This window comes from Paenibacillus sp. FSL L8-0158 (assembly GCF_038592965.1).
Lineage (GTDB): Bacteria > Bacillota > Bacilli > Paenibacillales > Paenibacillaceae > Paenibacillus > Paenibacillus polymyxa_D.
Genome location: NZ_CP151949.1, coordinates 131989 through 144633, shown reverse-complemented (window position 1 = coordinate 144633; position 12645 = coordinate 131989). Strand labels below are relative to the sequence as shown.

Sequence of the window (12645 nt, the reverse complement as noted above, 5' to 3'; positions counted from 1 at the left end):
TCTACGATCCAGTCTAGGGAGTTGATCTTATGCATGATTCCAGTCCAAAAATCACAACATTTTTCATGTTCTCTGGTCAAGCAGAAGAAGCCATGCAATATTATACCTCTGTATTTAAACCGTCTGGTATCATGAGCATTTTTCATCAGGAAGATGGGACCGTGTTACATGCCGTATTCAACCTCAAAGGGCAGACTTTTATGGCTATAGACTATAACCATCAGGACAAACACCCTTTTACCCCAGCTCTATCGCTATTCGTCACCTGCGATTCGGAAGAAGAAATTCACAGCGTGTTTGACCAGCTATCTCAGGAAGGCCGAGTTCTAATGCCCCTCGAAGCCTCTCCCGTAAGCCAACAATTTGGCTGGGTTGAAGATAAATACGGAGTCTCATGGCAATTGAATTTGGCAAAAGACTAAATTTCTTCTCTAAACGATCCAGCAGACTCTAGAAGTCTATAGAAAAACAATAGACCATGCTCCATCCTTTTTGGTAATATTACATTTAGTAGGTGCCAGTAAAAGGATGTGTGTTTATTGTATAGTGCAAATTGTGAACAATGTTTTGGTTTATGCTGTGTAGCATTGCCTTATGCAAAATCAGCTGATTTTGCTTTTAATAAGGATGGAGGAACTCCTTGTCAAAACCTAAAAGCGGATTATCGTTGTGATATTCATAAGAACCTAAGAAATAACGGCTTGCGAGGCTGTACGGTATATGATTGCTTTGGAGCAGGTCAAAAAATTTCCCAAGTTACATACAACGGAAAAAGCTGGCGAGACGATCCGGCAATAGCTGAGGAAATGTTCAATATATTTCCCATCATGCAACAGCTTCATGAGATGCTTTATTACCTAAATGAAGCCCTTAACTTAAAAGAAACTCATCCCATCTATACAGACTTACAAAAAGCTTTGGCGAAAACCGAGCAGCTTACGGATCAAGATCCAAAATCCCTCATAGATCTTCACGTACCAACCCATAGGGCGTTAGTCAATGATTTACTTTTACAAACAAGTGAGTTAGTACGAGAAAAAGTTAAGAAAAACATAGAGCACAATAAATATAGTAAAAAAATCAGAAGTAGAGACCTTATCGGGGCTAATTTAAGAGGCGCTAATCTTAGAGGTACCAACCTGAGAGGAGTTTTACTGATTGCTGCTGATTTGCGAGAGGCTGACCTGAGAATGACAGACTTAATCGGTACGGATTTTAGAGATGCTGATTTAGGTGGGGCCAATCTGGAAGGAAGTATCTTTCTTACACAGGCGCAATTAAATTCGGCTAAGGGCAATTGTAAAACCAAACTGCCCCCTTCTCTAAGCATTCCAAACCATTGGCTGCATTAGAGTTTATTTTATAGTACTCTCCAAAAAAATACGCAATTAAGTAATTAATATCTCAAAAACGTTCGATTTATGGTATACTTTTCTAGTGCGGCATACGGCTAAAAGGGCGGTCGGCTAGTCTCCCCGAAGGGAGGTGATGCCCATGGAGGTTAAAGACGCGATTTCCTTGATGATCATGTTCGGCATGTTCATTCTGGCATTGCTTACCTACATGAAAAAGAAATAGACCGCCCCCCACAAAGGTAACGGTCTATTGTTGGACCCTACTGCCGACTGCTCTTTAAGCAGTGGTTGTACACTGGAGTCGTGTTGGCGCACGACTCCTTACTATTCTTACCTCAGTATAGCTCATTTTATAACGTAAATACAGCTTTTATCTTCAAGAATTTTACTGATTACTCAGTTCTTTAATGTATATTGGGCAACAAAAAGTACCTTCCATTGGATCAGGTTCAAAAATCACGCCTTTATGACTGCATCCAGATTTAAATCCCCTTATTCTTCTTCGTTTAGAAATTCCTTTAATCTCTGACTTAGGGCTGCATACTGCTCTGCATTGGTGTCTGAGAATGCTTCTTCCCGGTTGGAGTGTACATGCTGATACTGTGGAAGGCTTGAAAATTGCGACCTCGTAAAATCTATAATGTCCGCACCAATGCGGTTGTAATAATGCCAGCCACTATCCAGCCCTGTCCTCAAAATATCGCCGCCAAGCCTGTCCTGAACGACAAGCGCTGTGACACCACATTGTCCAGCCGCAGGATTATTTGCTGTCCATTTAGAGCTAGACTCCAAAGACCAAGCTTGAAACAACGCCTTTTCTAATTCTGAAAAACGGTTTGCCTTCAACATGCGCCTCCCCTTTCGATTCCATTCTGCACTTATGTGAACGTGCTTTATTTATTTCAACCCGTATTCCACACTCTGTGAATCTTGGCTTCTGCTTCTTTCAGTTCTAGCAAATACACGTCGGGATTCGAAAGCTTTTTCCAGTCCTCAAACCCAAACTGCGGATCGTAATGTCGAATGAGAAGAGATAGTAAAGCTCCATGAGTTACAATGATAACCGTTTTTTCCGCCCGCTCTATAAGCTCCTGAACAAGCTGGATTCCTCGATCTACTGCTTCACGGGATGATTCCCCTCCCTCCAGCTTCAAGTCCTCGTCCAAATAGGTCTGTTCCAGCACGTCCAGCCAATGATCCAAATGCTCATGGCTAAGTACCCGTTCTTGAAGACGTACATCAGTATACACCTGCAACTGTTTCCGTTCAGCCAAGGGCTGAATGGTTCGCACTGCCCGTTTCCACGGGCTGGACACAATATATTCCACACCTACATTCTCCATAAAATCAACCAACTGCTCAGCTTGTCGGGTACCCTCATCGGTAAGTCGGGCATCTGGTTCCTGTCCTGTTGCTTGGGCATGTCTGACAAAATAAATTCTCTTCACGTCATCACTCCTAACTGTCACACAAATTTAAAATTATACATATTTACAAATAATTATTTTTATGATATAATATATGTTTACATATTTTTATTTAATGATACGATTCCTTTGTATTACATCAACTCTTATGGGAGGGATTCGATGCAATTAGACAAGGGAATACACATGCTCCAGGTTTCTGCTAACATTATGGGAAGTATAGAGAGTATTCACCCGACTTTAATGTGGGACGAAGATAACATGATTTTAGTTGATACGGCTTACCCCGGGCAACTCTCACTTTTACATGAGGCTATTCTAGACACCGGATTAGCAATCCATAAACTTACCTCCATATTAATAACACACCAGGACCTTGACCATATCGGCAGTTTAGCAGATATAGTCCGGGCTTCTTCATCCCCAGTTCAAATATTAGCCAGTTCTATCGAAAAGCCCTATATACAGGGAGAAAAACAGCTTATAAAGCTGACTCCAGAAGCAATAGATCATGCTGTAAGCTCCATGCCCGAATCCGTCCCGGTAGAGTGGAGACACGCATTCCGGCGTACACTTGAAAATCCCCCGAAGGCTATCGTGAACTCCACCATCGTTGCCGGAGAGGAATTGCCCTTCTGTGGAGGGGTCATAGTTATAGATACTGCCGGACATACACCAGGACACCTAAGTTTCTATCATAGATCCAGCCAAACCCTGATTGCAGGAGATGCTCTACGCGTAGTAAACGGCAAATTATTGGCTCCAGACCCGCAATACTGCCGTGATTTCAATATGGCCAAAGAATCTCTTAAAAACCTGCTGCGATATGATATTAAAAAAGTGATCTGCTTTCATGGAGGGCTGTACGAAGGCAATTGTAATCAGCGGATATCTGAAATATATGAATCCTAACCTTTGATTTACATGGTCGTACCCACCCCTTGACTGGTCAGTGAATCATCTAAAGAAAAGACTAACCAGGAATTCCTGGTTAGTCTTTTCTGAATGAGAACTAGGCTTTTAAGTGAACTCTTAATACGGGTACATCTGCCTCTTCAGATGTACCTTCCAAGATTTCCACATGACTGATCATCTCTTGCCCATCTGGAACGATTACCGGCGTAATTACAGGCAATCCACCCTGTTGAATCGCATCCAGGTCAAACTCCATCAATAATTGCCCAGCTTTAATGCTATCTCCTACTTGGACATGAGGATTAAACCCTTGTCCTTTGAGAGAGACGGTATTAATCCCGACATGTATCAAAACTTGTACGCCGGATTCATGTTCAATGATCAGAGCGTGCTTGCTTTTCTCCATGACATGGGCAACTTTTCCCGCGAAAGGAGCGGTGACCCTACCCTCAGACGGATGAATAGCGATGCCATCCCCCATAGCTTTCGTAGAGAACGCAGGATCTGGAACCTTCTCCAGGGAAACCACTTTTCCTTTGATTGGTGCTATCATTTCGAATTCTTCAATACGAGGAGCCGCCTTCTTTTTCAACCATTTAAACATAACGATGCCACCTTATTTAGAGATTACATTCGTAAACAGTGAATAGGACTTAACTACATCTTTTAAGGAACCGGTTCCACAAAATGAATAGAAAGAAGAGTGGAAGCGATTTCTATCTGAATTATAGTGAATGCCTTTCCAGGATGTCAAGGAGCTATCAGTTCATAACTACATATCTTTTACAATAATTTTCATGTAACTTGGAGCTGCTCTAACAAATTGCGGATTTAAGTGTTTTATCTCTTAAAAACAGATTTTTTATAGTATAATTTTCCAGCAATTTCTTTGATGATCATGTTTGGCATGTTCATTCAGCATTGCTTACCTACATGAAAAAGAAGTAGACCGCCCCCAATCAAGGTATCGGTCTACTTCTGAACCTTACTGCCGACTGCTCTTTAAGCAGTTGTGTACACTGGAATCGTGTTAACGCTTGGCCTACCCTTCCAGCGCCTGCTTCAATTCTTCAGGCGAAGCGTCCCACCATTCCTCGTTATGCGAAATTAGCAGGCTTTTGAGCGCTGCTTTATCTTCGCTGCCGAGATCATCCAGCATGAAACGACGCTTGAGCGCGTAATCCATACGGTTGACGTGATCGGCGAGGATTTTCCAGCCGCGTTTGGCTTCGTCGTCAATCAGCATCTCGCAGGCGGTGGCACCGCCGTACATACGCCCTTCGGGCGTACGATCCACGGCTACCCATACGAGCCATACTTGGCGTCCGTTCGGTACATCCTCTTTATTCGTAGAGAACTTGATACCACGTTCTACTTTACTTTTGGCATGCATGGCACCGATATCAATTTTCGCCTCTCCTCGGTCAATGATGACCGGAGACATGCTGTTCAGGTCGATTGAGCCTGCGCCGAAACCCTTATGTTTACTCTTGCCACTGACAATGTTCAGTGCAATCTGTTTTTTGCCGTCCGGCTGATTTTCACTCATGCGTCACTAGACCTCCATTTTCCGTCTTCACACTCATTCTACACTATAAATATTTTAACTAATAATCTCCTGAAAGCAAACATATACATGCTGTAGATGCTTGTCAACGGGAGGTATCCATTGTATGACCCCAGCACGCACTAAAATCGTTTTATTGTCTACACTAGCCCTCGGTCTCCTCGCAGGGACGTTATGGTTTGCCTGGCAGCCCCAATCGCAATCCGACCCGCAGTCCATAGGCCAACCACTATACGGCTCCCTATCTGAGTCTGCGCTTGCCCCAAATATGGGCAAGCCTCTAGGGGCAAACATCCTGCCTGACCTGCCTAAGAACCCTCCACAACCCGCTACAGAAATCCTCAGCAAACGGGTGGTAGAGTACCACATTGATGTATCTCTGGAAAAGGGACAGGTTTTGCGAGGCACTGAGACACTGACCTGGAAACATCCGGGCAAGAAAACCGTGAATGATCTGTATCTTCATCTATACCCGAATGCCTTCTCTTCCATGGAAACCACCTTTATGAAGGAATCCGGTGGAAAGCTGCGCGGAGACACCATGCCCAAAGACGGCTTTGGCTCCATGACGCTGACTGAACTAAAAACAGAAGACGGTTTATCTCTCATGCACCGCATCCAATATGTGCAGCCAGATGACGGTAACGCAGGCGACCGTTCGCTCATGAAGGTGCGTCTACCCAAGCCGGTACGAGGTGGCGAAGAAATCACACTATATATGAAGTTCGAGTTAAAACTGCCCGCCATCTTCGCTCGTATGGGTGGGACAGATGATTTTGTAATGGCAGGACAGTGGTTCCCGAAGCTCAGCGTCTACGAGACTGCAGGACAGCGTGGACGCGCCGAGGAGGGCTGGAACCTCCACCAGTATCATGGTAACTCCGAGTTTTTTGCCGATTTTGGAATTTACAGCGTACGGATTCGGGTGCCTGAAACTCATATCGTAGCAGCGACCGGATTTCCCACCCGTGGTGCCGTCCGACAGAACGGCCAAAAAATATATCAATTTTATGCCGATGATGTACACGATTTTGCCTGGTCCGCTTCACCCAACTTTGTAACCGTAGAAGAACCCTTTTCTTCTGCTGAAGTCCCTGGTGTCAAAATCAAGCTCTACCTTGACCCGTCGCACAAGGAGCTCAAAGGACGCTATATAAGCGCAGCGAAGGCCGCTCTTTCGTACTACAGCAAATGGTACGGGCCTTATCCATATTCCACCCTGTCCATCGTGGTCCCACCTAAATCAGGCAATGGAGCTGGCGGCATGGAGTATCCGACACTCATCACGGCCGCTGCTGCGGGTAATCTCAATCCTGGCTATAGTCTGGAACGGACATTAGTTCATGAGATTGGACATCAATATTTCTATGGAATGGTAGCCAATAATGAATTTGAGGAGCCGTGGCTGGATGAAGGCTTCACCTCCTATGCAGAGGAGCGACTTATGGAGCAAGAATATGGGCTTACCCCCAACTTGCCATTACAATCGGGACAGGTATCCTCCCCACAGCCGCTAAACCGTGAGTCATGGAAGTACGGCTCAGCTGCTGAGTACGCGCAAAATGCCTACTCTCGAGGCAAGCTGGTACTACGGGGCATTGAACGTCAGGTGGGTATGAAAAAAATGGATCGCATTATGCGGACCTACGTCCAGACGTACCGATTTAAGCATCCGTCCTCACAGGATTTTCAACGTATCGTGGAGAGAGTCACCGGACGCTCATGGAGCCACTATTTTGAACAGTATGTATATGACGGCCAGATGGCGGACTTTTCAGTGGATCACATCACAAACCACAAGCTGGAGAATGGATATGAAGCAGTCGTGACGGTCAGCAAAAAAGGGGCGGATTATCCCAAGATCCCTGTCCAATTTACCTTTAAGGATGGGACCACGAAATTCAAGGCTTGGGACGGCGCGGGCAAAAGCACAACTTTTCGGATCAAAAGTACTTCTCCCGTTTCTAATGTAACCCTTGATCCCCTATATACCATTGCACTGGAGAATAAGCATATTAACAATACCCTAAAAGCCGAATTGGACGAAAAGCAACAAACCCGTTGGAGTGTGAGTGTAACCAAGCTGTTGGAGACACTGCTTGGAAGTCTGTCATGGTGAGGTGTCTATAGATGCGGACTGTTATAAAAGAGGGCTGGGCGCTGGTGCGCATACGATTTTATATCGTTATCATTTTATTTCTGTATCGACTACTGTGGGGGGTGTTTCTCTATCGGCTGGTGCAGTCTGCCGTTATCCCGCTATTGCTCCGTTATCCTGATCAGGGTCAAAACGAGCTGGGACAGACCTTGTTTTGGATGGAGAGCCAGATTGCTCTGATGGACAGCCGGGAAGTACATGTGTATTTGTGGATACTACTAGGGGCGACTGTACTACGCATACTGATCACTCCCTTCATTAGAGCCGGAATATATCAAAGTCTGCATACCGATGCGACTGAACCGCAAAGCCTGTCCTTTTTCAAGGGTATGAAACGCCATGGCATGTCGTCGCTGTTGTATTACACCATCGAGTTGGGACTGCTGCTGCTTCCCGCCTTTTGGGTGGTACCGAGACTCTACCCTATTGTAGCAGGAGCGCTTCAATCTCCCTCTTATCTGCTGCATTTATTGCCCTATGTCATTGGATGGATGGCATACGGATGGTTCATTCGGCAGTGCATCCTGTATATGCAGCTGGGTACTGTCGGTGGTCACGCCATACTATCGTCCCTGCTCGCCTTCTTTCGCCAGCTCCTCCCAGCTGTCGGTATATCCCTTTTGCTCGGTGCTTGTGTTCTGCTGGTCTTCGGTCTATTTGGCACCGTGGCGATGATCTGGACTGGCATGCTGGCGCTCATTCTCCAGCAATCGTATCATTTTGTTACTAGTCTGGTCAGGCTGTGGCATATCAGTTCGCAGTACAGACTATGGCATACCGATATCTCCAGTAGAAGCTAAACCCTGCCTTTATGTTTTTTACTTCATTTCCGTCTGTCGAAAAACCTTGACTCATACCCGCGCAAACGACACATAACTGAATACTGTTAACAAGATCTGTTCCTGAGACATTAGGAGCAGATTTTTTTTGTAACTTTTTGCAATGAAACATTTGCCAAAGCCAGCCGTCTTTGTTACAATAATCGCAGTGAACTGATAGTAACAACTTTGTAATCTTTATTGTAACCTTTATCTCAAAAATATCGTTATTGTGAATACTGCTCTCCAAGGTGCACATCTTAAGTTAAGCCTAATTCCTGGCACCTAGGAAGCGGGGGAACCAGTTTGGGTGAATTGATCTCGCAACAGAGTGGTCATAGGGGAACCTTCTACCGAATCCTTAAGCTAACCTCGCAGGCATTGGAAGGGGTATATTTTTTTTGAAGAAGAAGCTAACGATCGCAGCTATGAGTCTTGCCATTGCCTTTACATCTTTTACATTCGGTGGCGGCAGTGCATTTGCAGACTCCAAGATGGACCAGGTCATCCAAGATGCCAAAGGAACGAACTACAGAAGCGGAGGCACTACACTCGAGGGATTCGATTGCTCAGGCTTCACAATGTATGTATTCAACAAACTGGGAATTAAACTTCCGCATCAATCTGGATCACAATTCAAAATGGGATCTTCTGTATCCCGCGATGAAATGAGACCTGGGGACCTGGTGTTCTTCAACACTACAGGAAGAGGCATTTCCCATGTAGGTATCTTCGTAGGTGAAGGGAAATTTGCCCACTCCTCGACTTCACGTGGTGTAGTAGTTAGCTCACTGAACGAAAATTATTACGCTAACCGCTATGTCGGTGCAAAAAGAATTATGAGCACAGACGCTTACCATTCTGTAGCTTCAGATATTCCTGATGACGACAACGTAGAATAACTAACGCACAGCAAGCTAACCCTAGCCGCAATTTGATTCTGGCCGGAATCGAATTGCGGTTTTTTATGTCCACAACATCAGCAATGATTATCATTACTGACGAACTGAAACCTCAAAAGGTTTCAATTTTAGCAAACATCGTCGGTTTTACCGTCACCGCTGGGGGAGCATATGAGCAGTAATTCCTTCTTATTGAATGTATACCCGACTTGGGTATGAAATAAACACGCTTGCCATTCCCCTGCAACTTGTCTACAATCTGTTGTTAATGATTGAAGTACCTGTAAAAGGAGGATGGAACACATGCCGGCCTCAATATCCAACTATCGGATCGTACCGATGGACGAGCATCAAGCGGCTGCAATCTGTGAGTGGCGCTATGATCCACCTTATAACATATACGGTTGGCTCCCCTGGGAACAAATGAAGGCGCTTGAAGTCGAATTTGGAAGTCCCACGCTTCGCCAAGAGCAATATGTTGCCGTACTGGATGAAGAGAACAAGCTGACGGGATTTGCTCAATATTTTCCTATGATCGGTGTGACCCGGCTAGGCCTTGGAATGCATCCTGAAAGATGCGGACATGGCAAAGGCTCTGATTTTGTCCGTGCCATTGCAGAGGAAGCCCAACGACGCAACCCGAAGAATGAAATTGATCTAGAGGTGCTCACTTGGAATCACCGCGCTATCCGGGCCTACAAGGCGGCTGGATTTGAGCTTACAGATACCTATGAACGACAGACTCCCGATGGCAAAAAACCGTTTTATTGTATGGTATATCGTCCCGACCACCCAACCCGGGTTCTATGATAAAAGCGCCTTCGGCATACAACCACGATGTTGTATAGCGAAGGCGCTTTTATCATCATACGACAGATCATTACAAGCTCAATGACTGCTACGCATTTTTTCGAAAGCCTCATTATATTGTTGGGCTTCCTTAATATCCACGGCCATAATACCGCCGTCGTCCCAAGAGGTCAAACGCAGAGTCACGGTCTTGTAATCAATCGTAATAAATGGATGATGATTGAATGCTTCAGATATAGCGGCAACTTCATCCACGAATGCAATCCCTTTCATAAAACTGGAAAAATTATATTTCCGGACGATCCAACGTCCTTCCTCCAGTTCCCAGCCCTCCAGTTTCTCCAGATGTACTTCAATCTCTTCTTGTGTAAAAGGCATGTTACGAACTCCTCCCCGTTTATACGGAAGCCTTTCGACCGCTTAAATACGGCCAAAACTACGATATATTGGTGTACATATTACCACGGCCCCGTTGATAATTCCATAAGACGGACCTCAAATCAAAGGGACTGACGTCAGCTCCTCGTCTCCAATCAGTACATAGATACGATGCTGCTCCAGCTCATAGATCACAACGCCACTCCCTACAGTGATTAGGGGCTCTGTACCCAGTGCATAAAATAAGTCTTCTGCCAAAGCTTCATTGACTTCCTGACGCCCCGCCGGGTCCAGCCTGTCCCAGTCTTCTGCTTCCATCTCAAAAAATTCATAGCTATCTGGGATGCGTCCCACAGCCTCTGTCAAATCGTTCAAAATTTGTTCATACTCACGCCCATGCTTTACTCCCATGCCATTTCCTCCAATGGTTCCGCCATTCAATACATAATCACCTTATTATACCGGAAATTCGCACTTAACAAAAAAGAGAGTTTTGTCGATAAATACTATAATCCGTCTTGTAATGACGCGCTTGGGGCAAGGACGACCCCGGCGGCATGAAAGGATTCAAAATCTATTCTCATGGATGAGGTGTATCATGCAAATTTCAACCATTATCGGACTTGTGCTCGGGATTGTGTCACTGGTCGTCGGGATGATCTTAAAAGGCGCTCCAGTCGTCAACCTGGTCAATAATCCCGCTGCTTACATGATTATTTTCGTCGGAACGGCAGCAAGTATATTTATGGCCTTCCCGATGGCAGAAATCAAACGGATTCCGAAGCTGTTCAAGGTTATTTTCACCGAACAAAAACTGTTAGACCGCAAAGAGCTCATCGGTACGTTTACCGAGTGGGCATCCATTACCCGTCGTGAAGGCCTGCTCGCCTTGGAATCCAAGGTAGAGGAAATCGACGATCCCTTTATGCGTGGCGGCATGCGAATGATTATTGACGGAAATGATCAGGAATTCGTACGGGACGTTCTGATGGAGGATATCAATGCCACCGAGGATCGACATCGCTCTGGCGCGCTGATCTTCTCCCAAGCCGGTATGTACGCTCCAACGCTCGGGGTACTCGGTGCGGTTGTAGGTCTGATCGCCGCTCTGGCCGACCTTAGTGACATGGAAAAGCTCTCCCATGCCATTGCAGCAGCCTTCATTGCCACGTTGCTCGGTATTTTTACAGGTTATGTCCTGTGGCATCCGATGTCCAACAAGCTGAAACGGTTATCCAAAAAAGAAGTTGAGCTTAAATTAATGATGGTCGAAGGTCTGCTTTCCATTCAATCGGGGATATCTACGATTGCCATCAGTCAGAAACTGACGATCTTCCTGACTCCGACCGAACGGGCTACGATGACCCAGAAGGATGGCGATTCCAGTGAGTAAAAAGAGACATGAACCGCATGAAGAGCATGCTGACGAAAGCTGGCTGTTGCCATATTCCGACTTAATGACCCTTCTGTTGGCTCTTTTCATTGTCTTATTCGGTATGAGCTCGCTCGACGCCAAAAAATTTGAAACTATGGCTCAATCCCTGAGTGCAGCTTTTAGTGGCGGCACTGGCGTGCTGGATCACTCGGCCGCAAATCCATCGTCACAATCCATGGATATGGGCAAAAATAAAGAACAAGTGTCACAACCCTTAAAATCGAAAGCTACTTCTACCTCTGAACTGCAAAAACAGCTTGCCCAGCGGGAAGAAGAAGATTTAAAAAAGCTTAAAAAACAGATGGATCAATACATTCAAAATAACGGCCTGACCCCGTTGCTGAATACCAAGCTAAACCAATCACAACTAATGATCACCATTAGTGATAATGCCTTGTTTTCATCCGGGCAGGCCGAAGTAAAGCCGGAAGCAAGAAAGCTGGCCAAGTCCATTTCTAGTATGCTCCAGCAGTTCCCTGGCTATGATGTTATCGTATCGGGTCACACGGATAATGTACCGATCTCCAACAGCCAGTTCCCGTCCAATTTTGATTTGAGCGCCAAGCGCTCTTTGAATTTCTTGCGTATCTTGTTGCTCAATCCAGATCTCGATCCAACCAAGTTTGTATCCATCGGTTATGGCCAGTATCGTCCATTGGCAAGCAATCAAGATGGTCAAGGACGCTCTAAAAACCGTCGTGTTGAAATATCTGTTCTCCGCAAATATCAGAACGGGACACAAGTCATTAGTCCTACCTCAAGCTCGAGTGAAGGTTGATTATGCATATGTTATATGAACAAAGGCACCGCCGCATTTTTATGCAGCTGGTGCCTCTTTGTTTAGTGCTTCCTTTAATCTGGCCTTGTCAGATACCTGGAT

General features: G+C 45.5%; 16 protein-coding genes and 1 riboswitch. Of the genes, 10 read left to right on the top strand and 6 right to left on the bottom strand.

Translation table 11 applies throughout. From position 1 onward, the window contains the following. Positions 1-29 precede the first annotated feature (29 nt). From NSQ68_RS00585 to NSQ68_RS00575, 3 genes are all read left to right on the top strand, one after another. A complete protein-coding gene (locus NSQ68_RS00585; RefSeq protein ID WP_013308197.1) occupies positions 30-422 on the top strand; it encodes a VOC family protein in 393 nt (130 codons plus the stop codon). A gap of 117 nt (positions 423-539) precedes the next feature. Then, positions 540-1352, top strand: a complete 813-nt coding sequence (locus NSQ68_RS00580; protein ID WP_342427659.1) for a pentapeptide repeat-containing protein — start codon at positions 540-542, stop codon at positions 1350-1352. A 136-nt stretch (positions 1353-1488) separates the two neighbouring features. Further along, a complete protein-coding gene (locus tag NSQ68_RS00575) occupies positions 1489-1578 on the top strand; it encodes a putative holin-like toxin (RefSeq protein ID WP_305954445.1) in 90 nt (29 codons plus the stop codon). A 269-nt stretch (positions 1579-1847) separates the two neighbouring features. Here the strand turns inward: NSQ68_RS00575 and NSQ68_RS00570 are convergent, their stop codons facing one another. Together NSQ68_RS00570 and NSQ68_RS00565 are read right to left on the bottom strand one after the other, a co-directional pair. After that, positions 1848-2201 (bottom strand): hypothetical protein, encoded by a 354-nt coding sequence (locus tag NSQ68_RS00570; RefSeq protein WP_342429042.1) that lies wholly within the window; start codon positions 2199-2201, stop codon positions 1848-1850. A 56-nt stretch (positions 2202-2257) separates the two neighbouring features. Then, a complete protein-coding gene (locus tag NSQ68_RS00565) occupies positions 2258-2803 on the bottom strand; it encodes a histidine phosphatase family protein (RefSeq protein WP_250241640.1) in 546 nt (181 codons plus the stop codon). Between the two features lie 141 nt (positions 2804-2944). Between NSQ68_RS00565 and NSQ68_RS00560 the strand changes: the two genes are divergently transcribed. Continuing rightward, on the top strand, positions 2945-3694 hold the full coding sequence (locus NSQ68_RS00560) for an MBL fold metallo-hydrolase (RefSeq protein WP_342427658.1): 750 nt from the start codon (positions 2945-2947) through the stop codon (positions 3692-3694). 100 nt (positions 3695-3794) lie between these two features. Here NSQ68_RS00560 and NSQ68_RS00555 read toward each other — a convergent pair whose 3' ends face one another. Together NSQ68_RS00555 and NSQ68_RS00550 are read right to left on the bottom strand one after the other, a co-directional pair. Further along, positions 3795-4301, bottom strand: a complete 507-nt coding sequence (locus tag NSQ68_RS00555; RefSeq protein WP_342427657.1) for a PTS glucose transporter subunit IIA — start codon at positions 4299-4301, stop codon at positions 3795-3797. A gap of 438 nt (positions 4302-4739) precedes the next feature. Further along, complete coding sequence (locus NSQ68_RS00550) at positions 4740-5246, bottom strand: YwhD family protein (RefSeq protein ID WP_013368743.1); 507 nt, start codon at positions 5244-5246, stop codon at positions 4740-4742. Between the two features lie 124 nt (positions 5247-5370). On the opposite strand from NSQ68_RS00550, the gene NSQ68_RS00545 reads away from it, so the two are divergent. The 4 genes from NSQ68_RS00545 (at position 5371) to NSQ68_RS00530 (ending at position 9952) form a co-directional block, all read left to right on the top strand. Then, positions 5371-7383, top strand: a complete 2013-nt coding sequence (locus tag NSQ68_RS00545) for a M1 family metallopeptidase (protein WP_342427656.1) — start codon at positions 5371-5373, stop codon at positions 7381-7383. Positions 7384-7394: 11 nt separating this feature from the next. Then, positions 7395-8222, top strand: coding sequence for a hypothetical protein (locus tag NSQ68_RS00540; RefSeq protein ID WP_250241628.1), 828 nt, complete (start codon positions 7395-7397; stop codon positions 8220-8222). Positions 8223-8498: 276 nt separating this feature from the next. Then, a riboswitch (cyclic di-AMP (ydaO/yuaA leader) is annotated at positions 8499-8636 on the top strand. A 5-nt stretch (positions 8637-8641) separates the two neighbouring features. Then, positions 8642-9142, top strand: a complete 501-nt coding sequence (locus NSQ68_RS00535) for a C40 family peptidase (RefSeq protein WP_029514939.1) — start codon at positions 8642-8644, stop codon at positions 9140-9142. Positions 9143-9445: 303 nt separating this feature from the next. Further along, on the top strand, positions 9446-9952 hold the full coding sequence (locus NSQ68_RS00530; RefSeq protein ID WP_342427655.1) for a GNAT family N-acetyltransferase: 507 nt from the start codon (positions 9446-9448) through the stop codon (positions 9950-9952). A gap of 78 nt (positions 9953-10030) precedes the next feature. Here the strand turns inward: NSQ68_RS00530 and NSQ68_RS00525 are convergent, their stop codons facing one another. Then, positions 10031-10330 carry a 4a-hydroxytetrahydrobiopterin dehydratase gene (locus tag NSQ68_RS00525; protein WP_274483434.1) on the bottom strand — a complete coding sequence of 100 codons (300 nt, stop codon included), beginning with the start codon at positions 10328-10330 and terminating at the stop codon, positions 10031-10033. Positions 10331-10447: 117 nt separating this feature from the next. After that, the gene (locus NSQ68_RS00520; RefSeq protein ID WP_342427654.1) at positions 10448-10741 is read right to left on the bottom strand and encodes a hypothetical protein; all 294 of its coding nucleotides are present in this window, start codon (positions 10739-10741) and stop codon (positions 10448-10450) included. Positions 10742-10928: 187 nt separating this feature from the next. Between NSQ68_RS00520 and motA the strand changes: the two genes are divergently transcribed. Then, positions 10929-11723 carry a flagellar motor stator protein MotA gene (motA, locus tag NSQ68_RS00515; RefSeq protein WP_025723780.1) on the top strand — a complete coding sequence of 265 codons (795 nt, stop codon included), beginning with the start codon at positions 10929-10931 and terminating at the stop codon, positions 11721-11723. After that, positions 11716-12543 (top strand): flagellar motor protein MotB, encoded by an 828-nt coding sequence (locus tag NSQ68_RS00510; RefSeq protein WP_342427653.1) that lies wholly within the window; start codon positions 11716-11718, stop codon positions 12541-12543. The genes motA and NSQ68_RS00510 overlap by 8 nt, the downstream gene beginning before the upstream one ends. Positions 12544-12645 lie beyond the last annotated feature (102 nt).